This window comes from Streptomyces sp. NPDC002130 (assembly GCF_040296465.1).
In the GTDB taxonomy this organism is placed as follows: domain Bacteria; phylum Actinomycetota; class Actinomycetes; order Streptomycetales; family Streptomycetaceae; genus Streptomyces.
Window position 1 is genome coordinate 1 of record NZ_JBEOXI010000096.1, and the last position, 25,423, is coordinate 25,423.

A 25,423-nucleotide genomic window follows, 5' to 3' on the forward strand; every position below is an offset into this window, starting at 1 on the left:
CGGGTGTGGCCTACCTCTTGTGGCCGCCGCGCCACCCCCCCCAACCCCCCAACCCCCCCCCCCTGGGGCGCCCCCCCGTGCCCCCGGCCCCCCCCCACACTGCGTGCAGCGGGTTCCCGTCGCCGTCGCTCAGTGGTCGGAATAACTGAAGTCGCCCACGGTCCAGGCGCTGACGTCCTCGATCGCAACCCGGTACATCCCGCCTGTCTCCGGGATCCCCATAGCGCCCTGCAGGATCCGGGCGACATGGAAGTGCAGATGCGTAGGCGGCCCGTTCGTCGCGGGAGTGTTGAAGACAGCGGCGAACTCGCCCAAGCGGGCGGAATCCGTCAGTACCTCCGAGACCCTCTGTCGCCACACTGCTTCGGGAGCCAGCCGACCGGTGATGACAGCACCACCGGTGACCACGGTCAGGGACATCCGATTGCTCTGGCCGGACTCCACCAGGGCGGCGAGGTCAACCAGCAGTTCGTCAGGCTTCGACACGAGGCAGATTATATTCACCGGCCCTCCGGCTGCTTGAGCGGTGACGCCACCAGGCAAGGAAGGCGCTCACGGTCTTGCCGCCGGAGGCCCCGCGGGTGACCGCCGTGGCGTGGGCGAGGCCGGTGACCATGGGCCAGCCGAAGCCCCCGGTGCCGCCGTTCAGGTCCGGGGTGCGCATGCGCGGCACATGCCGGCTGGGATCGTGAACGGCGACCTCGATGGTGTCGGGGTGCGCAGTCAGTTCCACTGTGCAGCGGCCCCCACCGTGGCGCAGGGCATTGGTGACGAGCTCGGACACGACCAAGACCACAGTGTCCGCCGCGTCAGGCGCCACGGCCGGCTGCTGCAAACCTTCGAGGAAGCCCGTGCCGTATCGCGTGCGTCGGCAACGGCTGTGGTGGAACGGACGGCTGCGGCGCTGGCCATCACCGTGATCATGAGGGTCACCCTGGTCTCTGAATCGTTCCTGCGCCTGCCCGCGCCTACCCAGCCCCTGTGCCCCGCCCCTCCACACGCCAACCCCGCAGAGCCCCAGTGCTTGCCTGAAGGGCACGGAGGACCACAGTCGACGCATGACGGCACCTGCTGCCGTGAGCCCGTGTCTTCGCAGCCCGCGGTCTGCTCGAGTCAGGGGCCGTGGCCGGTTCGCCACCAGCTGCTCGGTCATCCCGGGATCGTCGAGGGCGGCGCAGGGCCTTCTGCCGCGCTCGTCAACGGCCGACCTGGGGGGCGTCACGGCTGGAAACGTCCGTGCCGAACGGTGGTGTTCTTCACGAGACGCAGTGTTGGCCGATGCCGCCGACGCTCGCCGCGGAGCAGTCGGCGACGGCACGCCCAGCCCGACATGCCACGCGGCGGTGGTCACTGTGAGCGCCGGACAGAGCCTCGCAGCTGCTTGAACCATCCATGGGACCGGTCGAGGCGGAGTACCTCGTCTTCCAGCGCACGGAAATCTATGCTCGCCGGAGTAGACATTGGCCGACGGTGTGGTTAAGGTTTTTGTCGTAGCCGAGATCAAGAGAGGCCCGGCAGAGATGAACTGCCGGGCAGCAGTACGCAGTTGCAGTTCGCAGAACGGTGCGGTGGTGGAGTTCCGAAGCCAGAGCGGTTGTAGGACGGCGACGGGACTGACGACCGGACCGGGTGGCCCGCAGTGATCAGGGGCCGCCATGAGCAGTACCGCAGTGGCAGTACCAGCAAGTGAAGGTTCGCAGTACCCAGCAGTGAAGTCAGTGAGCAGTACCTCGGTGAAGGCGTCGGCTGCGGGCGCGCACCGGGAGGTTCGGCAGTGGGGTTCCAAGCCAGAGCAGACGCAGGACGGGCGACGGGGCTGGCTGCCGAAGAGTGGCGCTGTTCGAGGCCACCAGCAGTTCGCAGTTTCCGTTCAGTGAGTAGTTGATCAAGAGGGAAGAACGGAGGAGCCGAGCGCCATCAGGATCGCCCGGGCGGAATTCTTGGGCCCGGGTACCGCAGGACATCGATAGCGAGGTGGTCTCCGGTCAAGCAACCGCGATCCCCGCGGCCCCGACAGCATCTCGGTCGGGTCTGAGGAAACAGAGGGCCGGTGCAGTATCAGGGCCGGCAGATGGTGTAGTAGTTCCTTCGGGGCCCTGGCGGCAGTACGGCGCCAGGGCCCCTCCACGTGTTCCACAGAGAGGTGCAATGACAGCAGACGACACGTTCGGCCGTCTCGATGACGACGACTACCCCGCCTACACCATGGGCCGGGCCGCCGAACTGCTCGGCACCACCCAGGGCTTCCTCCGCGCTATCGGCGAACACCGCCTCATCACCCCGCTGCGCTCCGCAGGCGGACATCGCCGCTACTCCCGCTACCAGCTACGTATTGCCGCCCGCGCCCGGGAACTCGTCGACCACGGGACGCCCATCGAGGCCGCCTGCCGGATCGTCATCCTCGAAGACCAGCTCGAGGAAGCCCAGCGCGTCAATGCCGAATATCGCGGGGCCGCCGAATCAGCGAACCCGACGGCAGCAGCATGAGATGAGGTGTGCCCGTCAGCATCGGCGGGCACCGCACGCACGGTCTCGGTGTGCGGTGTGATCATTTCCTGTGGTGACGCGGTGTGTGGGCGTGTAGCGTCTGCGTCAGCTGTCGTGGTTCGGATTTCCCTCTTGCCCACGCCTTCGGTGTGGGCGTTTTGCTGTGCTGTGCCGCAGGAACCAGGGCGATCACCTCCGTCTGCCACAAGAAGTGGGAGGCGTTCATCGACTGGAAGGCATGAGACATGGCTACGGGAACTGTGAAGTGGTTCAACGCGGAGAAGGGCTTCGGCTTCATCGCCCAGGACGGCGGCGGCCCGGATGTCTTCGCGCACTACTCCGCGATCAACTCCACCGGCTTTCGTGAGCTCCAGGAGGGCCAGGCCGTGACGTTCGACGTCACCCAGGGCCAGAAGGGTCCGCAGGCCGAGAACATCAACGTGGCCTGACCTCGCAGACCGGCCCGGGGAATCGCGCACGCCGCGTCCAGGTGGCCGCCGCCCCTGCGGGCCCTGCCACCCAGCCGGACGAAGGCGCCTGCTCTGGTGCCGGGCCGGCAAAATCAGGGGCCGCGCAGCAATGGCTGCGCGGCCCCTGATCTGTGGAGGGCCCCGGGCCGATGCACTGCGGCCCGGAACTTCCTGACCTGCGCACCGAGACTGTCGCCGGACCTCAGTCGCTGCAAGCGTCGTCGGGCACGGGAGCCGCATGTCCAGCGCGACTGCCGTACAGCTCGAAGGAGCCGACGCTCAGACGCTCGTCCAGGCGTCGAGGAAGGCTTTCCGTCCGGCCGGATCGTCCGACCTGCGGTCTGCGTGCATGACGCGCCAGGCGGTGAGCTCGATATCTCGCCAGCCACAGTTCTCCGATGACCTGTGTCTTGAGGTCGGGCAGATGGTCGGACTCGACGAGGGCCTGACCGATCACCTCCCCGGCCGCGACGCGCTGGGGCGGGGTCATCTCATCGACGGCCGAGAGGACCTGCCGGGCCAGGGCGGTTCCTCCTCCTGCCAGCGAACGCAGCACCGGAGCCATGATGTTGAAGGGCAGCAATTACGCGGGGCCCGACGACCTCCACAGGTCCGACCAGAAGCGTTCTCCTGCCTTGGTGGGGGCAGGCAGCGCGGCCAGCAGCCCGAGGAGATGGCCGGTGGCCGCATAGCCATCGCAGTGGGCGGCTGCGACCACCGCAATCCCGGCGACGCGCTCCACATCGAGTTGGCCGGCTTCGAGATGCGGAACCATGTCCAGTTGGTGATCCAACTGGTCTGCGAGGGCGGTGGATACGTGGGGGCGGACCTCAGCAAGCATCGGCGATCCTTGCGCGTAGGCGAGCGGAGATGCCCGTTCGGAAGCCCTGATCGTTCCCCTGACCAGCCCTTCTATTCGGCTTCGGCAGCCCAATTGGCGGTAGCGGCAAGGGGACTGGAGTTCACACGGCGGCGAACGGCCCGCGTCCGGGGACGTGGCTCTGGGGTTCTGAACCGACCTCCCGTCATGTATCCGGGTGAGGTTTCCTAGCATGACCGCATGGTTGCCAGTGACGCCCAGGAACACGCCAGCGACGCCGGGAGCAGCCGGTGCTGGATTTCGGCAGCGAGGCTCAGCGGGACGGTACGGCGGCCCCACTGGTACACGTCGGGATGCACGATGGGTGGTCTGACTCGACCGGGCCTGAGCGAGCGGACGCCCACCCGGGCCCGCGCCGGACCCGCACCCCGAACTGGAGGGGCACCGGTGGTGGCGCGTGATGTGCCTGCACGATGCCGACTGCTTCTCCACGCCCGGCTACCAACCTGGCATCGCCGCGCTCGCGGCCGACCTGTGGTCTCTCCTCGCCACCCTGGCCCAGATCGCGCTGACCTTGTGCGGTGCCCTGCCGGTCCAGGCGGCGGACTGCGCGCCGCGCGAGGCCAGAGGCCGCCACTGCCCACGTGGCCGCAGCGAACCGGCCCCAAGGGTACGGGCGGTCAGCCGCAGGTACGAGAAGACCGGCTCATTCGCCGTGCGCAGGCTTCGTCAGCTCTGCGTTGAACTGAGCGCCGATCAGGAGGGACAGGTTGGAGAGCCACAGCCAGACCAGGAACACCACGACGCCTGCCAGTGAACCGTACAGACGGTCATAAGTGCTGACCAGGGAGGTATAGACGGCGAATCCGAGGGAGACGGTCAGCAGGAGCGCCACCGCCAATGTGCCGCCGGGCGCCATCCTCCGGACAGGGCGGGAGGACGCCGGTCCTGACCGGTACAGGACGAGCACCAAGGCGACGGCGACCGCGGCCACGACCGGCCACCGCAGCGTGTCCCAGGTGGCCTGGGGCCCGGTACCCAGACTCAGAGCCTGACCCAGACGCCGGGCCAGGCCGCCGGTGAGCAACAACGCGAGGGTCGACGTCAGAAGCAGGGAGCTCAGGACGAGTGCCGTGGCGATGATGCGCGGAGCGGTACGCCAGACCGGCCGGTCCGCGCTGATCCGCTGCATGGCGTACAACGCCCGGCGGAAGACGCTCAGATAGCTGCATCCCGACCACAGGGCCCCCGCCCCTCCGACGAAGATCAACGTCCAAGCCGTCGTCGGCTGCGCGACCATCTGCCGCAGAGTGCTGCGCAGCAGAGCGCGGGACTCGGCCGGGGCCGCCTGCGTCATGCGGTCGATGACCTCCGGCTTGGCCGTGGGCATGGTCAGACCCAAAATCGAGAGGATCACCAGCAGCAACGGGAACAGGGCCAGCACCGCATAGTAGGTCAGCGCAGCGGCCCAGTCCGTGACGTCGTCGTTCCAGACGGCCAACGGCGTCCGGCGCAACGCCACCCACCACCGAGCCGTGTGACCGTCTGCATCATCCATGACGCGGATGCTCTCACTCTTCGTCCTCGGGCCACCATCCAGCACTGCGGTGCGACAGAACCCGGCACGCGCGCCGGGTTACCCGACGGGCTTGGGAAGGCGGGACAGTTCGCGGGGGCCACGGCCCCTTGGCACCGCGCGGTGAACAGAGCGTGGAGATTCTCCTGTCCCCGTGCGCGAGGTGTCTCCATGACCGGCGCAGCGCAGCGTTCAGTATTGCTCGGTCTCCACGAAACCCGCGTCCGAGTCGTCGTCCGCACCGAGTGCGGCGGCGGTCGGGTTGAATCCGGGCGGGCTGTCCTTGAGACCCAGGCCCAGGCCGGCCAGCTTCCCCTTGACCTCGTCGATGGACTTCGCACCGAAGTTGCGGATGTCCATAAGGTCGGCCTCGGAGCGCGCGAGGAGTTCGCCCACGGAGTGGACGCCCTCGCGCTTGAGGCAGTTGTACGACCGAACGGTGAGCTCGAGCTCCTCGATCGGCAGGGCGAGGTCGGCGGCGAGGGCGGCGTCCGTGGGGGAGGGGCCCATGTCGATGCCCTCGGCGTCGATGTTGAGCTCGCGGGCCAGACCGAACAGCTCGACCAGGGTCTTGCCGGCGGACGCCATGGCGTCACGCGGGCGCATGGCCTGCTTGGTCTCGACGTCGACGATCAGCTTGTCGAAGTCGGTCCGCTGCTCGACACGCGTGGCCTCGACCTTGTAGGTGACCTTGAGAACCGGCGAGTAGATCGAGTCGACCGGGATCCGGCCGATCTCCTGGCCGACCTGCTTGTTCTGCACGGCGGAGACGTAACCGCGGCCACGCTCGACCGTGAGCTCCATCTCCAGCTTGCCCTTGCCGTTGAGCGTGGCGAGGACGAGGTCGGGGTTGTGCACCTCGACACCGGCCGGGGGCGCGATGTCGGCGGCGGTGACCAGACCCGGGCCCTGCTTGCGCAGGTACATCACGACCGGCTCGTCGTGCTCCGAGGAGACGACCAGCTGCTTGATGTTGAGGATAAGGTCGGTGACGTCCTCCTTGACGCCCGGCACGGTGGTGAACTCGTGCAGCACGCCGTCGATGCGGATGGACGTGACCGCCGCACCCGGGATCGAGGAGAGGAGGGTCCGGCGCAGGGAGTTGCCGAGGGTGTAACCGAAGCCCGGCTCCAGCGGCTCGATCACGAACCGGGAGCGGAACTCGTCGACGACCTCTTCGGCCAACGAGGGACGCTGAGCAATCAGCACGGGGTGTTGCCTCCAGTGGTTTTGGCGCCCGCTCTGTGACGCCGTAGACACACGAAGAGTACGGGCGATACGGATGCGACTCCGGGAAATAGCACCTGGAGTGGTCCATCAGCCACAGTGACGACCACGGCCAAGATCGGCACGGTGACGGCGGCCCAGGGCCTCAGCGTATAGCGCGACCCATATCCGCGATGGCGCCGTGTATGTCACGAGGGGCGTCGTTCGGCACAGCCACCTGGGCGCTTCCCCCCCCCCGCGTGGCGGTGGGGCAGAACCGTCCGAACACACGCCGACCGGGACATCGGCATCGGCATGGTCATCCGAACCGGCGCTGCGGTGTGCCACGGCGGACTCCAGAGGGCGGTCCGCCAGGAACTCGCTCCCGATGAACTCCAAGGACGGGCCCAGGCCACCGGAGCGTGGCTCGCCTTTCAGCCTGCGAACCTTCGAAGCCCTCGCCGCTGGCGGCCTCATGCCTTCTCCCGCCTGGCGGGACGTTCTGGGTCGTCACCCCGCTCGCTGAACGCCTCCCGGACGAACGGAAGTCCGTCGGGATCAGCCCGCAGCACGCCGAATTGCTGACCGCGTCCTGGTCCTCGGTCCAGCGCTGCTACGCGCGCCGGGTGCCCTTGCGCCAACGGTTGCTCTGGCTGTTGTGCTGTCAGGCCGGAACTCGTCTGGGGCATTCGGGAGCCGGTCAGCGGGCCGGGCGCCGGGTGGAGCGCCAGATGGAGCGGGCGCCAGGTAGAGCAGATCGACGATGAGAAGCAGTACGCCGATGGACATCAGGTAGGGAATGCCGTCGACGGCCGCGTCGATGGCGACCAGCGCGATTCCGGCGATGAGCAGGATCAGGAAGAGGACCATGACGGGATGCCTCCTGGAAGGAACCGTGCGAGATCTGCATGTTCTCTCGGCTACGGCAGGACACGCTGTGCCTGTGCTCGACGTCGCGTCGGCCGAGGGGTGATGCGTGACGGCCCCGCGCACAAGGCCGCCACGAGGGTAGACGAGGACGCCGTGGCTCAGGCCACTCACATCACCCTGAGCCTGCTGGCCCAGCGCATCGAGCAGCTCGCCGGACAGATCGATGAGCTGAACCAACGCCTGACCCGGCTCGTCGACATCATGCCCCACAGCTACTTGTACCGGTGGGCATCGGTCCGGACAGCGCCGTCACTCTCCTGATCACCATGGGGGACAATCCCGAGCGGCTGAACTCCGAGGCGTCCTTCGCCGCCCTGTCTGGAGTCAGCCCCATCGAGTATTCGTCGGGCCGGCGGCGCACGCGTCGGCCCAACCACGGCGGCGACCGTCAGCCGAACGCGGCCTTGCACCGCATCGTGTTCACCCGCCTGCGCTTCGATCCCCGCACCCAGGCGTACTACGCCGCGCCCAGGAGGGCAAGACCCGACATGAGATCATCCGATGCCTCAAGCGATATGCCGCCCGAGAGGTCTTCAACCTGGTCAGGACGGTATCCAGCGTCCCCCCGTTATAGGGGCGTCTGCCCGTAGGCGCCGCTGCCCAGTGTCTCCGTCACCAACGCCCAAACCGTCCGGGGTGGAAGGACCTTCCGGAGCAGAGGACGGTCGAGGAGATGGCGTACTGAACGAAGTTTCGAAGGAGGGCGTGAACACCGTGTCGCCGGGCACAAGGGCTATCGCACCGAGGTCCTGGCATTCGGAACTAGTCGGGATCCACCCACCAAGGGACGAACTCAGGCCCTTGTGAAGCTCATACGCACACGCGCTTGAGCCGGAACTGACGATGGGGTTAAAAATGATCATTCTTGGGCTTATTCTGCTGATCATCGGCCTGCTTGTCGGCATGGGTCTGCTGACGACGATCGGTGGCATCCTCATTCTGGTTGGCGCCATCCTGTGGATCCTGGGTGCGACCGGTCGCGCGGTCGGTGGGCGCAAGCACTTCTTCTAAAGTCAGGGCGCCTCACCAACTCCCTGCGTCGAGTGACGTGTCCATGACTCCCTCTGTGTCGGAAAGTCCACACCGTGAGGAGCTTCTGGACCACTCGAGGCCGGGACGAGGGGAGAGCCCGGCCAGAGAGACAGGTGGGAACCCCGTGGGCGGGGCCATGCGCCGACCCCGCCCTGTCTCGTTGGCGATGAGTTTGCCCTGAGCCGGGCCCTGCCCGCTGGTCGTCGAGCGCAGACCCCGGCTGCGGGGCCAACAGCAGCCGGCCGGACGGATGGGCCAGGACCTGCACGTTCATCCCGTGTTTCTTGTGCTTTCCGGAGAAGGGCCGGTCGGCGGCGATGCGGTCGATGGGCAGCGGGGTGCCGTCCAGCAGCACGAATGCCTTGGTCGATGCCGTACGGGCCGCCTCCGCGAGAGTCGGGGCGAGCACGGCCTTCTGGGCCCGCAAGCGGGGGACGGTGCGCCGGGCCGGCGTGGAGGGCACGGGCACCTTCGGAGCGGGCCTCTCCCGCTACCTGCTGGCTCAGCACGTCGAGGTGTTCGAAGTCAACCGGCCCGACCGCACGGCCCGCCGTCTGCTCGGCAAGTCGGACTCGCTCGACGCGCAGGCCGCAGCGCGAGCTGTGCTCAGCGGTCGCGCCCGGGCTCGGGCCAAGTCCGGTGACGGTCCGGTGCACAGCGCCCGGATGTACAAACTCGCCAAGGACTCCGCGGTCAAGGCACGGACCCAGGCGATCAATCAGCTCAAGGCCGTCCTGGTCATAGCCGACCCGCGCCCTGCGGGAACGGCTGTCGAACCTCGGCAATGCCGAGCTGTTCCGCACCTGCGCGCGCTTCAGCCCACGCGACGGTGGGGGAGACGAGGACGCGGTGACCCAGGCCACCCACATGACGCTGCGCATGCTCGCCGAGCGCATCGAACAACTCACCGGACAGCTCGACGAGCTCAACCAACGCCTGACCCGGCTCGTTGAGCGTCACGCCCCACAGCTGCTGACACCGGTAGGTATCGGTCCGGACAGCGCCGTCACTCTCCTGATCACCATGGGAGACAACCCCGAGCGGCTGAACACCGAGGCGTCCTTTGCTGCCCTTTGCGGAGTCAGCCCCATCGAGTACTCCTCTGGCCGGCGGAGCACGCGCCGGCTCAATTACGGCGGCGACCGACAGGCGAACGCCGCTCTGCACCGCATCGTCTTCACCCGGCTGCGCCACAACCCCCGCACCCAGGCGTACTACGAACGCCGCACGCAAGAGGGCAGGACCCGTCATGAGATTGTCCGATGCCTCAAGCGATACGCAGCCCGCGAGGTATTCAACCTGTTCAGACCGGTTTCAAGCACCCCCGCGTTATAGGGGCGTCCGTGATACGTGAGAGGGTCTGGGGCGTGAGTGAGACACCGTCGAACACCCTGCAATACCGCTTTGACGGGCCAGAAGAGGCCCCAGTCCTGATCCTGGGTCCCTCACTGGGTACCACATGGCACATGTGGGACCGCCAGATCCCCGAGCTGACCAAGCAGTGGCGCGTCTTCCGGTTCGACCTGCCCGGCCACGGCGGAGCTCCCGCGTACCCGGCGGGCTCCGTGGGTGACATCACCACGCGGCTGCTGGCCACCCTCGAAGGCCTCGGAGTGCAGCGCTTCGGCTACGCGGGCTGCGCGCTCGGCGGCGCCGTCGGCATCGAGCTGGCCCTGCGCCACCCGGAGCGGCTCGCCTCGCTCGCCCTGATCGCCGCCTCGCCCCGCTTCGGCACAGCCGACGAGTTCCGCCAGCGCGGCGTGATCGTCCGCACGAACGGCCTCGACCCGATCGCCCGTACCGCCCCGGAGCGCTGGTTCACCGGCGGGTTCGCCGCCGCGCAGCCCGCGATCACCGAGTGGGCCGTGCAGATGGTGCGCACCACCGACCCCGGCTGCTACATCGCCTCCTGCGAGGCGCTCGCCTCGTTCGACGTCCGCCCCGAACTCGCGCGGGTCGGCGTCCCGACCCTGGTCCTGGTCGGATCGGACGACCAGGTCACCGGCCCCGCCGAGGCCCGCACGCTGGTCGCCGGCATCCCCGACGCCCGTCTCGCCGTCGTCCCGGGCGCCTCCCACCTGGTCCCGGTGGAACAGCCCGCGGCGGTCACCGACCTGCTGGTGCGGCACTTCTCCACCGCCTGGCAGCCCGCCTTCGAGATGTCCACCGGCCAGACCGCCCTGCCCCAGGCCGCCCTCAAGCCGGTCCTGTCTCCCGCCCCGCCGCAGCCCCCGCAGTCGGGGCCCGTCGCCGAGATCGCCCCGGTCGTCGTACCGCCTCAGGTCCAGGGGCGGCCCGACCCGTACGACGCCGGGATCAAGGTCCGCCGCGAGGTGCTGGGCGACGCGCACGTCGACCGGGCGCTCGCCCAGGCCGACGACTTCTCCGGCGACTTCCAGGAGCTCGTCACCCGGTACGCCTGGGGCGAGATCTGGGACCGCCCCGGCCTCGACCGGCGCACCCGCAGCTGTGTCACCCTCACCGCCCTGGTCGCCGGCGGTCATCTGGACGAGCTGGCCTTCCACACCAGAGCCGCCCTGCGCAACGGCCTCACCCCGGGCGAGATCAAGGAAGTGCTGCTCCAGGCGGCCGTCTACTGCGGCGTCCCGGCCGCGAACAGCGCGTTCAAGGTGGCCCAGCAGGTCATTCGCGAGGAGACCACGCCCCGGGAGTGAGCCCGCGGGAAGCGCGGAGGCAGGATGGACTCCATGAAGCTCACGAAGAAGTCGCACGCCTGCGTCCGGCTGGAGAAGGACGGCCGGACCCTCGTCCTCGATCCCGGTGGGTTCAGCGAGGAGGACGCCGCGCTCGGCGCGGACGCCATCCTCGTCACCCACGAGCACCCCGACCACTGCGACGAGTCCCGGCTGCGCGCCGCGATGGAGCACAACCCGGCCGCCGAGATCTGGACCCTGAAGGCGGTCGCGGAGAAGATCTCGTCCGCCTTCCCCGGCCGTGTCCACACCGTCGGCCACGGCGACACCTTCACCGCCGCCGGTTTCGACGTCCAGGTGCACGGCGAACTCCACGCGGTGATCCACCCGGACATCCCGCGCATCACCAACGTCGGCTACCTCGTCGACGAGGGCAAGGTCTTCCACCCCGGCGACGCGCTCACCGTCCCGGACCACCCGGTGGAGACGCTGATGCTCCCCGTCATGGCCCCCTGGAGCAAGATCTCCGAGGTCATCGACTACGTGCGCGAGCTGAAGCCGCAACGCGCCTACGACATCCACGACGCCCTCCTCACCGACCTGGCCCGACCCATCTACGACCGGCAGATCGGGCAGCTCGGCGGCTCGGAGCACCTGCGGCTGACGCCCGGGGAGTCCGCCGAGGTCTGACGGGGCCGGCGGCGTTGTCAGACCCGCCGGGTAGGTTGTGGGGCATGCGCATCGCGACCTGGAACGTGAACTCGATCACCGCCCGCCTGCCGAGGCTCCTGGCCTGGCTGGAGAGCAGCGGCACGGACGTGCTGTGCCTCCAGGAGGCCAAGGTCGCCGAGGAGCAGTTCCCGTCGGAGCAACTGCGCGAGCTGGGATACGAGTCGGCGGTCCACGCGACCGGCCGGTGGAACGGCGTGGCGGTGCTCTCCCGCGTCGGCATCGAGGACGTCGTCAAGGGCCTGCCCGGCGACCCCGGCTTCGACGGCTCGGTGGAACCCCGCGCCATCTCGGCGACCTGCGGCCCGCTCCGCGTCTGGTCGGTCTACGTGCCGAACGGCCGTGAGGTGGACCACCCCCACTACGCCTACAAGCTCCAGTGGTTCGAGGCGCTCAAGGCCGCCGTCGCCGGTGACGCGGCGGGCAGCCGCCCCTTCGCGGTGATGGGCGACTACAACGTGGCGCCGACGGACGACGACGTCTTCGACCCCGCCTTCTTCGAGGGCTCGACCCACGTCACCGCCGCCGAGCGCGCCGCCCTGGCCTCCCTGCGCGAGGCGGGCCTGTCGGACGTGGTCCCGCGTCCCCTCAAGTACGAGCACCCGTTCACCTACTGGGACTACCGCCAGCTCTGCTTCCCGAAGAACCGCGGCATGCGCATCGACCTGGTGTACGGCAACGCGCCCTTCGCGAAGGCGGTCGGCGACGCGTACGTGGACCGTGAGGAGCGCAAGGGCAAGGGCGCCTCCGACCACGCGCCCGTGGTCGTGGACCTGGACGTCTAGGGCCGCAGCAGCCCCAGGTCGACCGAGTCCGCCAGGGCCGTCAGCCCCGCGTCGCCCGGGTGCAGGTGGTCCCCGCTGTCGTAGGCGGGGAGCATCCGGGAAGGCCGCTGCGGATCACGGACCACCGCGTCGAAGTCGAGCACACCGTCGAAGGCTCCGCCGTCGCGGATCCACTCGTTCACCACGCCCCGCTCGGCATCGACGGCGGGGGTGCACCGCGCCTCGCCCTCGCAGGGCAGGATCGTCGCCGCGAGCATCCTCAGTCCCCGGGCGTGGCCCCGCGCCGCGAGCTCGCGCAGCCCCGCGACCAGCTGTTCCGCCGAGGTTCCCCACCGCAGGTCGTTCACGCCCTCGAAGACGACGGCCGTACGCGCCGACGGCTGGGCCAGGACGTCCCGGTCGAAGCGGTGCAGGGCGCTCACGCCGGCCGTGTCCGTGGACACCCCGTCGCCGGGGTACCGGTCGGTGGTCACGCGGTTGCCCGAGACGCCCGCGTTCAGCACGCCGTACCGCGGGACGGTGCTCTGCTTCAGGAGCCGGGCGGCCAGGACGTTCGGCCAGCGCCGGTTGGCATCCGGTGTGGACTTGTCGCCGTCGGTGATGGAGTCGCCGAGCAGCACCACGGACCCGGGCCCGCCGCTCACGTCGACCCCGGCGAGCAGCGGCCAGCGGGTGATCACCGAGGTGTACGCCCCGGGGGAGCCGTCCGCCGCGTGATCGCCCGGCTCGCTCACGTAGGAGCGCTGCTGCGCGAGCCCGTGCACGGGCGCCGCCGCCACCGTCCCGGGCAGATGGAAGCTCACCAGGAGATTGGTGTCCGCCGGGACGGAGAAGCCGAGCGGATCGCTGTACGCCTGTGCCCCGGCCGGGACCGTCACGCCCGCCGCACCGCCGAACGACAGCGCCACCGGCGTGCCCCGCGAGGCCGCGCCCGTCGCCTGCACCGCGACCGTGGCACTCCCGATCCGTACCGGAGCCGCCGCGAAGGTGTTGTCGAACCGCACCCGCACCCGGGGCCCGGCGGCCGATGTGTGCACGACCAGCCGCAGGGTCCGGTCCGTCCAGGGGCCCACGGCGGCGTAGCCGCCCGTGGACGTCGCCCAGCTGCCCGTCCAGCCCCGGGTGGCGGTCCGTACCGACATCGCGAAGACGTGCAGTCCGGCCGCGCTCGGCAGCCGGACGGAGGTCACCGCCCGGCCCGGAACCAGCGGCACCGTCACGACGTACAGGCGGGCCTGCCGGGCGAGTTGGCCGCCGGGTGTGTTGATGTGCGGCACGGCCACCGCCTTGGTCGCGAGCGGCCCGGTGCGCCAGTCGGGAGCGGTCAGCCGGTACCCGGAGCGGGTGCCGTTCGCGTACGTGACCGTGCCCGCGCCGCCCACCTCCGTGCCGGCGGTGCCCGCGACCAGGAAGGCGAGGGCGTCACCCCGCCCCGCGACCCGGACGTCCTGCCCGGCGGCGCGCACGTTGTCCGGCTCGCCCGGCTGCCGCTTCGGCCAGGTCAGCCGGGCGCCCTGCACCGTGAGGGCGCGGCCGGGCGTCCAGCCCGCGGCGGTGAGGTCCCGCGCCGACAGGGAGGCGCCGGACCCGTCGAAGTCGGCCTCCGCGGGCCTGCTGTCGTCGCTGACGGCCACGTTGTCGAACAGCCGCTCCAGCGGCACCGGCGCGGCCCGCCCCTCCGCGACGGCCTGGGCGGACACCGCCGGGACCAGCGACCCGCACAGGGCCAGGACGACCAGGATGCCCCGGACACATCGGCGCACGGCCGACTCCTCCCGCTCAGCGACACACGACGCGACAACCCGAACCACAGGGACGGAACCGAAGGGACAACGACAGCCGAGACGCAAAGACGCACGGTGAAGTTAGGGAGACAGCGGTGACCCGTCAACGCGCGTCGCGTGAACTCGGCCTGAACTCGACCCGGATCGGCGGGCCCGCGCGCCCTGTGGTGCGTACGGCGGTACGAATGACACGCTAGGAGTATGAACATCCCTTTCCTGGGCCACCGGCGCCAGAAGGTCGGGTTCCCCGATCCGGCGGGCATCGCGGAACTCCTCGCCGAGTGTGAGCTGCTGCGCTCCCAGGCGTCCCGGGCGGGTGTCCGGCTGGACGACACGGCGGCCTCGCTGGAGGCCCTGGACCAGCTCTTGCCGCGCTGGCGGGACGACGAGGAGACCCTGACCTGGCTGGGCAACGACGCCGGTCTCTACCTGGGCAGCGTCATCGTGCGCACCGTACCGGGCGCCGCCTGGGAGATCCGTCCCGACGGTCAGCCCGTCGTACGACTGGACTCCGGCCGCGAGTTCGACGTCGTCGACTCCGGCCACGAGTGGGCCGCGTACGGGGTGCCCGAGCTGTCGCAGTTGTACGCGGAAGTCGCCGAGTCATGAGCCCCCTGGCCAGAACCTTTGGCCCAAAGTCCGACGTAAATACGGCTAATGATCGAAAAGTGCGTGTCGCCCGTCACGTTCGATCTTGCCTGGATACGTTGCGGCAACCACCACACAGCTGAGAGTGAGTAGGGCTGAGTATGGCCGGCGAGCCGCTGATCGAGCTGCGTGACGTCAACAAGCACTTCGGGGAGCTGCATGTCCTGCAGGACATCAACCTCACGGTCGGCCGGGGGGAGGTGGTCGTGGTCATCGGCCCGTCGGGGTCGGGAAAGTCGACCCTCTGCCGGGCGATCAACCGCCTGGAGACCATCGAGTCCGGGCAGATCGTCCTCGACGGGCAGCCGCTGCCGGAGGAGGGCAAGCCCCTGGCCCGGCTGCGCGCCGACGTAGGCATGGTCTTCCAGTCGTTCAACCTCTTCGCCCACAAGACGGTGCTGCAGAACGTCTCCCTGGGGCAGATCAAGGTCCGCGGGCGCCGTAAGGAGGACGCCGACGAGCGCTCCCGGGAGCTCCTCGACCGGGTCGGCGTCGCCAACCAGGCGGACAAGTACCCGGCGCAGCTCTCCGGCGGTCAGCAGCAGCGCGTGGCCATCGCCCGCGCCCTGGCCATGGAGCCCAAGGCGATGCTCTTCGACGAGCCGACCTCGGCCCTCGACCCGGAGATGATCAACGAGGTGCTGGAGGTCATGAAGCAACTCGCCCGCGAAGGCATGACCATGATCGTCGTCACGCACGAGATGGGCTTCGCCCGCTCGGCCGCCAACCGCGTCGTGTTCATGTCCGACGGCAGGATCGTCGAGGACCGCACCCCGGACGAGTTCTTCACCAACCCGAGCAGCGACCGCGCCAGGGACTTCCTCTCCAAGATCCTCAAGCACTGAACGGGCGGGCACCGGACGGCTCATCGCATCGGACCTCGACTACGATGTTCCCTTCATCCCTGTCGGAGAGGGGGACTTCGCCGAAGGCCGCCGATCCCGCCAGGGGGAGCAGACCGCCCGCCCGGTCCGCGGGGCATTCCCACCGGGTGCGGCCCCCACGGCCCGAAGGCCACGGGGGCAGGCGGTTCACATCGGCCAGGCCCGTCCGGCGGCAGCCGGAGATCACTGCTCGCGCAGCGGAACCGACACGTACGACGGGTCGTTCGCCGGCGAGGAGAAGGTCAGCTGCGCGCCGGACGGGTTGTGCTCGATGTAGAGCGGGTCGACCGTGTCGACGACCAGGGCGAGGCGATGCCCGGCCGGGACGTCGTAGGCCGTGGAGTACAGCTCCAGGTCGACGCCGAACGGCTTTCCGGGGGTGCGCCCGTGGAAGGTGTACGGCGCGTGGGTGACCAGCTTGCCGAGGCCGAGCGGCCCCACGTCGTACAGATAGGCGACGAGGGTGCCGCTCTCCTTGGTCGGGGTGAGCGTCGTGTGCAACGCCGTGGTCCCGCGTACCTGTTGGACGGTGGCGGACTTCTCCGTCTGCCAGACGGCGGCCCAGCGGCGGGGGAGCAGCGGGATCGAGGCCATCGGCGGCAGCTGGGCCACCTGGTCGAGGATGCTGGACAGGAAGACGACACCGCCGTCCGCCCCGGAGTTGACGTTCGCGCGGATCGTCTTCGAGCCACCGAGGGCGATCTTCCGGTCGGTCGCGCCGGCCGACTTCCAGTCCGGGTAGCCCTCGTAACCGCCGGTGGAACGGGACTTGAGCTGGACGGGCTGCTCACGGTCGATGCCGTTGTCCTCGCCCCTGAGGTAGTGGTCGAACCAGCGCTCGGTGTCCTTCCACACGTCGTTGGGCAGCCCGAACAGGCCGGTCAGCTCGGCGGTGGCGTGGTCGCCGGGTCGCATCTCCAGCCGCTTCGGGCCGGTCAGCTTCTCGTAGAAGTCGGCGTACTGGTTGGGCGGGAAGACGCTGTCGCCCCAGGCGTTGGCGAGCATGATGGCCGCGCCGTTGTCGTTGATCCGGTCGACATAGGTCGCAGCGGAACGTTTCTTCCCCCAGGCGATGAGCTCCGGCTCCTTCGCCAGGTTGGAGCCGTAGAAGTCGTCGAACGTCTGCCGCAGTTCCGCGCTCTGGCGGCCCGTCACCACGCTCGCGCCGTCCAGCAGGGCGGCGGCCTGGAGGTGCTGGGTGCGTCCGGCGTAGATCGAACCGATCAGGTCGGCCCAGCCGCTGAGTGAGGCGACCGCCTTGACCCGCTTGTCGTGCGCGGCGGTGAGCAGGCTGATGCCCGCGCCGTAGGAGACGCCCGCCATGCCGATGTGCCCGGCGTCGGCGGGGGTGTGGGCGAGCGCCCAGTCGATGACCTTCGACGCGTCGGCGATGTCGGGCGGGCCCGCCACCTCTATCTCGCCGCCCGACTGCCAGAAGCCGCGCACGTTGTAGGTGACGACGACATAGCCGGAGTCGGCGAGCTTCTGTGCCTGGGCCAGGTACTCGACCTGGGGCAGACCCCAGCTCGTGGGCATCACGAGCAGCGGGTAGCGGTCGGCGTCGCCGGCCCCGGCCGGGGTGACGACGTTGGCCTTGAGGACGGTGCCGCCGTCGCCTGCGATGTCGACGAAGCGGACGGGGTTCGGGGCAGCCTGGGCGGTGGGGGCGAATCCGAGGGCGGTGCCGGCGACCAGGGTCGCCGAGACGGCGCCTACGGCGGTGGTGCGCAGGGCCTTGCGGTGGGGTCCCACGGTCACTCCTCACTCGTGTCAGTGCAAAGTGACCGAACGGTAACCTCGACCCTTTACCAGGGGTAACCCGTCGGTAAGTTACGTGCCAGTAACGATTGTTGCGCAGTGGAGGAGTCTAGGAGGCGCGGTGTGTATTGCGTGGAGCAGTGGCCTCGGGCAGGGGTGCCTGTGCCGCCCGGGTCACGTCCCCCACCAGTTCCACGACGTCCGGGCCGTACGCCTGTGAGTTGATCACCTTGAGCAGGACGACGAAGGAGCCGGTGCCGTACTTGCGGCTCAGGCGTTCATGGTGGCGTGCGAGGTAGCGGGTGGCCGCCTGATTGGTGATCGCCCGCTGGCCGCAGAAGAGGAACACGGGGCGCGTCTCGCGTCGGTCACCGGCGGTGAGCCGGGCCAGTATCACGTACTCCGTGACGCCGGGGTTCATGCGATAGCGCTCGCTTCCTATCTGGAAGGCGCCTCGGTCCGGCCCCGGTTCGGGATCGACGTTGACGCGCACGCCGGGCAGCATGGCCGCCATGTGCGCCACCATGCGCCGGTTCGAGCCCGGGCCGCCCACGCAGAACTCGGTGCGCTCCCCGAAGCCCTGATGGGCGGTGTCGTGCGTGACCACATGGAGGTTCGCTCCACAGTCCTTGATCAGCGCGGAGAGCTCCAGGAGCGCGTACACGTCGAAGCGGTGGACCGCCGGCTCGGAGGCGGCCGGGTCGCGGTTGACGACGAGCAGCGACTCGGAGTTCTCGGGCAGGCCGAAGAAGGCCTGCTTGCGCCGGAGTTTCCGCTTCCACAGAAACGTACGGGCGAGCCAGCCCAGCGTCGCACTGATGCCCGCCGCGACCACACCCAGAACGATGTTGCGCACGTCGTCATTCATGGGCGGGCATGCTAGCGGGCCCGACGCACCGGTGTTCGACGCCTGCCTGACGCGACCATGGCGATGAATTAAGCTGCGCGGACGGCCTTTGACTGGAGGTGCGGATGCGTCGCCCTGTCGCACGGAATCTGACGGTCCTGGCGGTTTCGGCCGCCGTGGTGGTGTCGGTGGGAGCGGCGGCCCCGCCATCCGCCGCGCCGGGCACCGGCGGTGGGAAATCCCCGCTGGCCGTCGGCTACGGCGGCGCCGTCTCGAGCGTCGACCCGGACGCCTCCGCCGCCGGGATCGAAGTCCTGAGGAAGGGCGGCAACGCCGTCGACGCCGCCGTCGCCACGGCGGCCGCGCTCGGCGTCACCGAGCCCTACTCCGCCGGCATCGGCGGGGGCGGCTACTTCGTGTACTACGACGCCAAGTCCCGCACGGTACGCACCATCGACGGCCGCGAGACCGCACCGCTGAGCGCGGACAAGGACCTCTTCGTCGAGAACGGCAAGCCCCTCGCCTTCGCCGACGCCGTCAGCAGCGGCCTGAGCGTCGGCACGCCGGGGACGCCCGCCACCTGGCAGACGGCGCTCGACCGGTGGGGCAGCAAGCGGCTCGCGAGTGTCCTGAAGCCGGCCGAGCGGCTGGCACGCGACGGTTTCACCGTCGACCAGACCTTCCGCTCACAGACCGGGTCCAACGAGACCCGCTTCCGCTACTTCCCGGACACCGCCGAGCTGTTCCTGCCGGGCGGGCAGCTCCCCGTCGTCGGCTCCACCTTCAAGAACCCCGATCTCGCCCGCACCTACGCGGAGTTGGGGCACAAGGGCGTCGACACGCTCTACCGCGGCCGCCTCGGCCGGGACATCGTCGACACCGTCAACAAGCCCCCGGTGGACCCCGGCTCCGGCTGGAACGCCCGGCCCGGCGACCTGACCGCGAAGGACCTGGCCGCCTACCGCACCAAGCTCCAGGCGCCCACCAGGACCTCCTACCGGGGTCTCGGCGTGTACTCCATGGCGCCGTCCTCCTCCGGAGGCACAACGGTCGGTGAGGCGCTCAACATCCTGGAGCGGACCGACCTGTCCAAGGCGAGCAAGGCCCGCTACCTGCACCGCTTCATCGAGGCCAGCCGGATCGCGTTCGCCGACCGGGGCCGCTGGGTGGGTGACCCCGCCTTCGAGGACGTGCCGACGAAGGAACTGCTGTCGCAGCGGTTCGCCGACTCGCGCGAGTGCCTCATCAAGGACGACGCGGTGCTCACGAGTCCCGTGGCGCCGGGGGACCCGCGCGATCCCGCGCGCTGCGGCTCGGGGGGCAAGGCGGCTCCCACGACCTACGAGGGTGACAGCACCACGCACCTCACGGTGGCCGACAAGTGGGGCAACGTCGTCGCCTACACCCTCACCATCGAGCAGACCGGCGGCAGCGGCATCACCGTCCCCGGGCGGGGCTTCATCCTCAACAACGAGCTGACCGACTTCTCCTTCACCCCGGCGAACCCGGCCGTGCACGACCCGAACCTGCCGGGGCCCGGCAAGCGGCCGCGGTCGTCCATCTCGCCGACGATCGTGCTGGACCGGCACCACAAACCCGTCGTGGCGCTGGGTTCGCCCGGTGGCGCGACGATCATCACGACCGTTCTGCAGACGCTCACCGGGTTCGTCGACCGGGGGCTGCCGCTGGTCGACGCGATCGCGGCGCCCCGGGCCAGTCAGCGGAACGCCGCGCAGACCGAGCTGGAGCCCGGACTGTACGACAACGCCGAGTTGCGGAAGCAGCTGGAGGCGATCGGGCACTCCTTCAAGGTCAACCCGGAGATCGGTGCGGCCACGGGTGTGCAGCGGCTGCCGGGTGGGAAGTGGCTGGCAGCCGCTGAGACCGTGCGGCGGGGTGGGGGGTCGGCGATGGTGGTGCGGCCTGTGCGTTGAGTTGCCGGGTGCGGGTGCGCGGGGGCTGGTCGCGCAGTTCCCCGCGCCCCTAGGGCGAGGGCGCGGCTGCCTCTTCGGTCTCGAACGCCAAGGCGCCGTCCCGCACATCCACCGTCACTCGGCCGTTCTCCGAGACCCTGCCGTCCAGCAACAGGCGTGACAGCTCGTTGTCCACCTCGCGCTGGATCGTGCGGCGGAGCGGGCGGGCGCCGTACTCCGGCTGGTAGCCGCGTTCGGCCAGCCACTCCACCGCCCGGTCGGTGAAGGTCACCGTGATGCCCTTGTTCTGCACCAGGGACCGGGTGCGGTCCAGCAGAAGGTTGGTGATCCGGCGCAGCTGCTCCGTGGTCAGCTGGCGGAAGACCACGATCTCGTCGATGCGGTTGAGGAACTCGGGACGGAAGTGCTCGCGCAGCGGGCGCAGGATCTGCTCGCGCCGGGCCTCCTCGTCCGCGTCGGCGCCGCCCGCGGCGAAGCCCGTCGTGGCGCCCCGGCGGGTGATCGCCTCGGAGCCGAGGTTGCTCGTCATCACGATGACGGTGTTACTGAAGTCCACCGTGCGGCCCTGGGAGTCGGTCAGCCGGCCGTCGTCGAGGACCTGAAGCAGGATGTTGAAGACGTCCGGGTGGGCCTTCTCCACCTCGTCCAGCAGGAGCAGCGAGTACGGGTGGCGGCGCACGACCTCGGTGAGCTGGCCCGCCTCCTCGTGGCCGACGTAGCCGGGCGGGGCGCCGACCAGCCGGCTGACGGTGTGGCGCTCCTGGTACTCGCTCATGTCGAGCCGGACCATACGGTCCTCGCTGCCGAACAGTGACTCGGCGAGCGCCCGGGCCAGTTCGGTCTTGCCGACACCCGTCGGGCCGAGGAAGAGGAAGCTGCCGATCGGGCGGTCGGGGGCCGCGAGCCCGGCGCGGGAGCGCAGCACGGCGTCCGAGACGACCCGCACGGCCTCGTCCTGGCCGACCACCCGCTCATGCAGATGCTCCTCCAGGCCCAGCAGGCGGTCCTTCTCCTCCTGGGTGAGGCTGCTGACCGGGATGCCGGTCTGCCGGGACACCACCTCGGCGATCGACTCGGCCCCGACCACCAGGTCCTGACCCTCGTCGACCTCGCCGTCGCCGCCGGCGTCGGTGATCCGCTGCTTCAGCTCCACGATCCGGTCGCGCAACTGGGTGGCCTGCTCGTACTGCTCGTCCGCGACGGCCTGGTCCTTGTCCCGGGTCAGCTGCTCCAGCTCCCGCTCCATGGACCGTACGTCCGTGCCCTTCGTCCGGGCCCGCAGCCGCACCCGGGCACCGGCCTGGTCGATGAGGTCGATGGCCTTGTCGGGCAGGCGGCGGTCGGTGAGGTAGCGGTCCGACAGCTCCACGGCCGCGACCAGGGCCTCGTCGGTGTAGCGGACCTGGTGGTGGGCCTCGTAGCGGTCCTGGAGGCCGCGCAGGATCTCGACGGCGTCCGCTGCCGTGGGCTCGGGCACCATGATCGGCTGGAAGCGGCGGGCCAGCGCCGCGTCCTTCTCGATCCGGCGGTACTCCTCCAGCGTGGTGGCTCCCACGATGTGCAGCTCGCCCCGGGCGAGGGCCGGCTTGAGGATGTTGCCGGCGTCCATCGAGCTGCCGTCGCCGCCACCGGAACCGGCCCCCACGACGGTGTGCAGCTCGTCGATGAAGATGATCAGCTGGTCGGAGTGGGCGCGGATCTCGCCCACGATGTTGTTCATCCGCTCCTCGAAGTCGCCCCGGTAACGGGTGCCCGCGACCACGCCCGTGAGGTCCAGGGCGACCACACGGCGCCCGATCAGCACATCGGGCACGTCCGCCTCGGAGATGCGCTGCGCCAGCCCCTCCACGATGGCCGTCTTGCCGACTCCCGCGTCACCGATCAGCACCGGGTTGTTCTTGCCGCGCCGGGACAGGACCTCGACGGTCTGCTCGATCTCCTGGTCCCGGCCGATCACCGGGTCGATGCGGCCCTGGCGGGCCAGCTCGGTGAGGTCGCGGCCGTACTTGTCGAGGGTCGGTGTGTTCGTCGGGCGCGGGCGCTCGGACTGCGGGACCTCGGGCGCCTCGGGCGGTTCCGAGGGGGCGAAGCGGGCCGCGTTCAGGATGTGCCCGGCGGCCGAGTCGGGGTTCGAGGCCAGGGCGCTGAGCACGTGCTCCGGGCCGATGTAGCCGTAGCCGCGAGCCCGGGCCATGTCGTGCGCGTCCAGCAGGGCCCGCTTGGCGGCCGGGGTGAGGGACAGCGCGGTCGGCGGCGGAGCGTCGCCGGGGGTGTGCTGGGCCGGTCCCGACCGGTCGTCGATCTGCGACGCCAGCGAGTCGGGATTCGCACCGGCCTTGCTGAGCAGGGTGCGGGTGGGCTCCGTGGCGAGCGCCGCCCGCAGCAGATGCTGGGTGTCGAGGTCCCGGCTGCCGTGCTCGGCGGCGTACTGGGCGGCGCCGCGGACGAGCTCCCGGGCCGGCTGGCTGAGCAGCCGGCCGAGATCGATCTGCCGGGGACCGGGACGCGGTCCGCCGAAGAAGCGTGCGAGGAATTCTCCGAAGGGATCCGAGCCGTAGCCCTCCGGGCTGGTGAAGCCGCTGCTCATGGGCCTTCCGTTCCCGGCGTCCCCGGCGCGCGGGCGGGGGACGCCCTCGCTTGTCGACGTGCCGGGGTCGGGTAACCCGGGTGGCAGCCGGTTACACCTGGGGCGCGCTCGTAGAACACCTTCGCACGATCTTCGGCAAGAGGCACCTTCGGGCCATACCGGGAGGAACCAGGCGCGGTGTGGGGCTCAGCGGGCCGTGAGGATCCTCGGCCCGGATTCCGTGATCGCCACCGTGTGCTCGGCGTGGGCCGCGCGGGAGCCGTCGTTCGTCCTCAGGGTCCAGCCGTCGGAAGCCGCGTGGAAGTCGTCCGTGCCGCCCGCGACGACCATGGGCTCGATCGCCAGCACCATGCCGTGCCGCAGCCGCATGCCGCGCCCCGGGCGGCCCTCGTTCGGCACCCCGGGATCCTCGTGCATCCGGCGGCCGATGCCGTGGCCGCCGAAGCCGTCCGGGATGCCGTAGCCGGCGCCACGGCAGACCGTGCCGATCGCGTGGGCGATGTCGCCGATGCGGTTGCCGACGACGGCGGCCTCGATGCCGGCCGCGAGGGCCCGCTCGGCGGTCTCGATCAGGCGGAGGTCCGCCTCGCGCGGGGTACCGACGACGAAGCTGAGCGCGGAGTCGCCGACCCAGCCGCCCAGTTCGGCGCCGAAGTCGATGGAGACGAGGTCGCCGTCGCGCAGGCGGTAGCGGTCCGGGATGCCGTGCACGATCGCGTCGTTGACCGAGACGCACAGGACGGCGGGGAAGGGGGTCGGTGCGAAGGACGGGCGGTACCCGAGGAAGGGTGAGGTCGCGCCCGCCTCGCGCAGGACGCCGTGCGCCACCTCGTCCAGTTCCAGCAGGGAGACGCCCACGGCGGCGGCCTCCCGGGCGGCCGTCAGAGCCCGGGCGACGACCTGGCCCGCCTCGTACATCGCGTCGATAGAAGTGTCTGTCTTGAGCTCCACCATGCCAATTACTATACCGGTATTAGAATGGGGTCATGGTGCGCACCCCTCTCACCCCCGAAGAGCGCGAACGCGGCGAGCGGCTCGGCCGGCTGCTGCGTGAGGCGCGTGGCGGCCGGAGCATGACGGAGATCGCGGCGAGCGCGGGCATCTCCGCGGAGACCCTGCGGAAGATCGAGACCGGGCGGGCCCCGACCCCGGCCTTCTTCACGGTGGCCGCGCTGGCCGGAGTCCTCGGGCTGTCCATGGACGAACTGGCCGGGCAGTGCACGCCGGCGCCCGTCTGAGGCTCTTGCGCCGCGCGTGAAAACTCCCCGTAGCACCCCCGTAACACGACTGGTGTTGCCTACGGGGCGAAACTGCTCCGGTCTCACGGGAGTTGAGCGATGGCGGCGGATCAACTCCCGGCTGAAGTCGGGGAGTTCGCGACCTACCTGGACGGTCTGCTGGCACGCCTCGACCCGTCCGGCGGCTGGTGCGCCGTGTTCTGGCGGCGCGACCCGGAGGGCATGAGGGCCTGCCTCGACGGGCGCGAGATGCCGCCCTGGGACGTGGTGGAGGCACTGCTGCAGGACCTCGCCGGGCAGTACGGCCCGGGGGGAGCCGGCCCGGAGACGGACCGCGCCCGCGCCCTGCACGCCACCGCGCTCGCCGCGTACGACGCCCTGCCCGGGGGCCGTGACGCCCTCGGCGACCGCCTCGACGTCATGCTCCGCGAGCAGAAGTACGCCGCCGAACGCCAGGCCGCCCTCGCCCGCCGGCTGGCCTCCGCCACGACCCGCGAGCAGGCGGACGCTTTGCGCCTGGACCTGGCCTGGGCCCGGGACGACCACGAGCGGGCCGGCGCGCGGTGCGCGGAACTCCGGGCCCGGATGGCCTACGTGGACCGGCGTGAGAGGGGGGTGTCCCCGGCGGCGTGGGGTGCTGCCGAGGGGGCGCACGGCGGCGGGGCGTCGTCGTCCGCCGGCGATCAGCCCGGCCCCGGGAGACCCTCGACGGTGACCGGTGCCACCGGTCGGCACGACATCTGGCAGGACACCCGGCACGACGCCCGGTACGGCACCGTTCCCCCGGAAGCCCGCCGTCACGCCCCGCAGTGGTCGGCCGCTCACCGGGAGCCTGCCGGGAGTGACGCGCCCGCCGCGTTCACCACCCCGGCCTCGGCCCCCGGCCCTCCTGCCCCATCGCCCGCATCGAACCCGGAGGCCCCAGCCCCTGCGCCGGCCCCATCGCCCGCGTCGAACGCGGAGGCCCCAGCCCCTGCGCCGGCCCCATCGCCCGCGTCGAACGCGGAGGCCCCAGCCCCTGCGCCGGCCCCATCGCCCGCGTCGAACGCGGAGG

Annotated in this window: 25 protein-coding genes and 4 pseudogenes; 16 read left to right on the forward strand and 13 right to left on the reverse strand. The window is 70.2% G+C overall.

Annotated features, from left to right (window positions below; translation table 11 throughout):
- Nucleotides 1–129 precede the first annotated feature (129 nt).
- Together ABT116_RS19555 and ABT116_RS19560 are read right to left on the reverse strand one after the other, a co-directional pair.
- A complete protein-coding gene (locus ABT116_RS19555; RefSeq protein ID WP_351635103.1) occupies nt 130–486 on the reverse strand; it encodes a hypothetical protein in 357 nt (118 codons plus the stop codon).
- Nucleotides 487–538: 52 nt separating this feature from the next.
- A pseudogene (locus ABT116_RS19560) lies at nt 539–924 on the reverse strand (ATP-binding protein); the annotation flags it as partial.
- Between the two features lie 1,224 nt (nt 925–2,148).
- On the opposite strand from ABT116_RS19560, the gene ABT116_RS19565 reads away from it, so the two are divergent.
- Nucleotides 2,149–2,487: a MerR family transcriptional regulator gene (locus tag ABT116_RS19565; RefSeq protein WP_351635108.1), complete on the forward strand. Its 339-nt coding sequence runs from the start codon at nt 2,149–2,151 to the stop codon at nt 2,485–2,487.
- A gap of 245 nt (nt 2,488–2,732) precedes the next feature.
- The gene (locus ABT116_RS19570) at nt 2,733–2,936 is read left to right on the forward strand and encodes a cold-shock protein (protein ID WP_031104458.1); all 204 of its coding nucleotides are present in this window, start codon (nt 2,733–2,735) and stop codon (nt 2,934–2,936) included.
- A 223-nt stretch (nt 2,937–3,159) separates the two neighbouring features.
- Here the strand turns inward: ABT116_RS19570 and ABT116_RS19575 are convergent, their stop codons facing one another.
- Nucleotides 3,160–3,513 carry a hypothetical protein gene (locus ABT116_RS19575; RefSeq protein ID WP_351635116.1) on the reverse strand — a complete coding sequence of 118 codons (354 nt, stop codon included), beginning with the start codon at nt 3,511–3,513 and terminating at the stop codon, nt 3,160–3,162.
- Between the two features lie 27 nt (nt 3,514–3,540).
- Complete coding sequence (locus ABT116_RS19580; RefSeq protein ID WP_351635122.1) at nt 3,541–3,798, reverse strand: hypothetical protein; 258 nt, start codon at nt 3,796–3,798, stop codon at nt 3,541–3,543.
- Nucleotides 3,799–4,168: 370 nt separating this feature from the next.
- On the opposite strand from ABT116_RS19580, the pseudogene ABT116_RS50895 reads away from it, so the two are divergent.
- Nucleotides 4,169–4,372, forward strand: a pseudogene (locus ABT116_RS50895) (amino acid transporter); the annotation flags it as partial.
- 111 nt (nt 4,373–4,483) lie between these two features.
- Here the strand turns inward: ABT116_RS50895 and ABT116_RS19585 are convergent.
- The 3 genes from ABT116_RS19585 to ABT116_RS19595 form a co-directional block, all read right to left on the reverse strand.
- Entirely contained in the window at nt 4,484–5,335 is an 852-nt protein-coding gene (locus ABT116_RS19585; protein ID WP_351635128.1) for a YihY/virulence factor BrkB family protein, read from the reverse strand.
- A gap of 210 nt (nt 5,336–5,545) precedes the next feature.
- Nucleotides 5,546–6,562, reverse strand: a complete 1,017-nt coding sequence (locus ABT116_RS19590) for a DNA-directed RNA polymerase subunit alpha (protein ID WP_351635133.1) — start codon at nt 6,560–6,562, stop codon at nt 5,546–5,548.
- A 555-nt stretch (nt 6,563–7,117) separates the two neighbouring features.
- Nucleotides 7,118–7,429 carry a hypothetical protein gene (locus tag ABT116_RS19595; RefSeq protein WP_351635138.1) on the reverse strand — a complete coding sequence of 104 codons (312 nt, stop codon included), beginning with the start codon at nt 7,427–7,429 and terminating at the stop codon, nt 7,118–7,120.
- 102 nt (nt 7,430–7,531) lie between these two features.
- Between ABT116_RS19595 and ABT116_RS19600 the strand changes: the two genes are divergently transcribed.
- The 3 genes from ABT116_RS19600 (at nt 7,532) to ABT116_RS19610 (ending at nt 8,500) form a co-directional block, all read left to right on the forward strand.
- The gene (locus ABT116_RS19600) at nt 7,532–7,750 is read left to right on the forward strand and encodes a hypothetical protein (RefSeq protein ID WP_351635145.1); all 219 of its coding nucleotides are present in this window, start codon (nt 7,532–7,534) and stop codon (nt 7,748–7,750) included.
- Nucleotides 7,751–7,755: 5 nt separating this feature from the next.
- The gene (locus tag ABT116_RS19605; protein ID WP_351635150.1) at nt 7,756–8,079 is read left to right on the forward strand and encodes a transposase; all 324 of its coding nucleotides are present in this window, start codon (nt 7,756–7,758) and stop codon (nt 8,077–8,079) included.
- 265 nt (nt 8,080–8,344) lie between these two features.
- Entirely contained in the window at nt 8,345–8,500 is a 156-nt protein-coding gene (locus tag ABT116_RS19610) for a hypothetical protein (protein WP_010059700.1), read from the forward strand.
- 196 nt (nt 8,501–8,696) lie between these two features.
- On the opposite strand, the pseudogene ABT116_RS19615 reads toward ABT116_RS19610, so the two are convergent.
- Nucleotides 8,697–8,933 (reverse strand): annotated as a pseudogene (locus tag ABT116_RS19615) (IS5/IS1182 family transposase); the annotation flags it as partial.
- Here ABT116_RS19615 and ABT116_RS19620 point away from each other — a divergent pair.
- From ABT116_RS19620 to ABT116_RS19640, 5 genes are read left to right on the forward strand one after another with little or no spacing between them, the layout of a single operon-like run.
- Nucleotides 8,848–9,474: an IS110 family transposase gene (locus ABT116_RS19620; RefSeq protein ID WP_351635155.1), complete on the forward strand. Its 627-nt coding sequence runs from the start codon at nt 8,848–8,850 to the stop codon at nt 9,472–9,474. The pseudogene ABT116_RS19615 and the gene ABT116_RS19620 sit on opposite strands and share 86 nt — an antisense overlap.
- Nucleotides 9,371–9,856 carry a transposase gene (locus tag ABT116_RS19625; RefSeq protein ID WP_351635161.1) on the forward strand — a complete coding sequence of 162 codons (486 nt, stop codon included), beginning with the start codon at nt 9,371–9,373 and terminating at the stop codon, nt 9,854–9,856. Before ABT116_RS19620 ends, ABT116_RS19625 begins: the two co-directional genes overlap by 104 nt.
- Before the next feature lie 32 nt (nt 9,857–9,888).
- Nucleotides 9,889–11,196: a bifunctional 3-oxoadipate enol-lactonase/4-carboxymuconolactone decarboxylase PcaDC gene (gene pcaDC / locus ABT116_RS19630; RefSeq protein ID WP_351635167.1), complete on the forward strand. Its 1,308-nt coding sequence runs from the start codon at nt 9,889–9,891 to the stop codon at nt 11,194–11,196.
- A 33-nt stretch (nt 11,197–11,229) separates the two neighbouring features.
- Nucleotides 11,230–11,865, forward strand: coding sequence for an MBL fold metallo-hydrolase (locus tag ABT116_RS19635; protein ID WP_351635172.1), 636 nt, complete (start codon nt 11,230–11,232; stop codon nt 11,863–11,865).
- Nucleotides 11,866–11,909: 44 nt separating this feature from the next.
- Nucleotides 11,910–12,689 carry an exodeoxyribonuclease III gene (locus ABT116_RS19640; RefSeq protein ID WP_351635178.1) on the forward strand — a complete coding sequence of 260 codons (780 nt, stop codon included), beginning with the start codon at nt 11,910–11,912 and terminating at the stop codon, nt 12,687–12,689.
- Here the strand turns inward: ABT116_RS19640 and ABT116_RS19645 are convergent.
- The gene (locus ABT116_RS19645; RefSeq protein ID WP_351635184.1) at nt 12,686–14,452 is read right to left on the reverse strand and encodes an SGNH/GDSL hydrolase family protein; all 1,767 of its coding nucleotides are present in this window, start codon (nt 14,450–14,452) and stop codon (nt 12,686–12,688) included. The two genes, ABT116_RS19640 and ABT116_RS19645, sit on opposite strands and share 4 nt — an antisense overlap.
- Nucleotides 14,453–14,674: 222 nt before the next feature.
- Between ABT116_RS19645 and ABT116_RS19650 the strand changes: the two genes are divergently transcribed.
- Complete coding sequence (locus tag ABT116_RS19650) at nt 14,675–15,082, forward strand: DUF6278 family protein (RefSeq protein WP_344466021.1); 408 nt, start codon at nt 14,675–14,677, stop codon at nt 15,080–15,082.
- A gap of 140 nt (nt 15,083–15,222) precedes the next feature.
- Nucleotides 15,223–15,966, forward strand: a complete 744-nt coding sequence (locus tag ABT116_RS19655; RefSeq protein ID WP_351635192.1) for an amino acid ABC transporter ATP-binding protein — start codon at nt 15,223–15,225, stop codon at nt 15,964–15,966.
- Between the two features lie 222 nt (nt 15,967–16,188).
- Here ABT116_RS19655 and ABT116_RS19660 read toward each other — a convergent pair whose 3' ends face one another.
- Together ABT116_RS19660 and ABT116_RS19665 are read right to left on the reverse strand one after the other, a co-directional pair.
- Nucleotides 16,189–17,757, reverse strand: a complete 1,569-nt coding sequence (locus ABT116_RS19660; protein ID WP_351635197.1) for a CocE/NonD family hydrolase — start codon at nt 17,755–17,757, stop codon at nt 16,189–16,191.
- Between the two features lie 115 nt (nt 17,758–17,872).
- The gene (locus ABT116_RS19665; protein WP_351635203.1) at nt 17,873–18,631 is read right to left on the reverse strand and encodes a hypothetical protein; all 759 of its coding nucleotides are present in this window, start codon (nt 18,629–18,631) and stop codon (nt 17,873–17,875) included.
- Nucleotides 18,632–18,735: 104 nt separating this feature from the next.
- Here ABT116_RS19665 and ggt point away from each other — a divergent pair, with 104 nt between their 5' ends.
- Nucleotides 18,736–20,544 carry a gamma-glutamyltransferase gene (gene ggt, locus ABT116_RS19670; RefSeq protein WP_351635209.1) on the forward strand — a complete coding sequence of 603 codons (1,809 nt, stop codon included), beginning with the start codon at nt 18,736–18,738 and terminating at the stop codon, nt 20,542–20,544.
- Between the two features lie 49 nt (nt 20,545–20,593).
- Here ggt and ABT116_RS19675 read toward each other — a convergent pair whose 3' ends face one another.
- Together ABT116_RS19675 and map are read right to left on the reverse strand one after the other, a co-directional pair.
- The gene (locus tag ABT116_RS19675) at nt 20,594–23,131 is read right to left on the reverse strand and encodes an ATP-dependent Clp protease ATP-binding subunit (RefSeq protein WP_351635214.1); all 2,538 of its coding nucleotides are present in this window, start codon (nt 23,129–23,131) and stop codon (nt 20,594–20,596) included.
- Between the two features lie 186 nt (nt 23,132–23,317).
- Nucleotides 23,318–24,085, reverse strand: coding sequence for a type I methionyl aminopeptidase (map, locus tag ABT116_RS19680; protein WP_351635220.1), 768 nt, complete (start codon nt 24,083–24,085; stop codon nt 23,318–23,320).
- A 32-nt stretch (nt 24,086–24,117) separates the two neighbouring features.
- On the opposite strand from map, the gene ABT116_RS19685 reads away from it, so the two are divergent.
- Together ABT116_RS19685 and ABT116_RS19690 are read left to right on the forward strand one after the other, a co-directional pair.
- The gene (locus ABT116_RS19685) at nt 24,118–24,369 is read left to right on the forward strand and encodes a helix-turn-helix domain-containing protein (protein ID WP_351635227.1); all 252 of its coding nucleotides are present in this window, start codon (nt 24,118–24,120) and stop codon (nt 24,367–24,369) included.
- A gap of 99 nt (nt 24,370–24,468) precedes the next feature.
- Nucleotides 24,469–25,423 (forward strand): annotated as a pseudogene (locus tag ABT116_RS19690) (hypothetical protein); the annotation flags it as partial.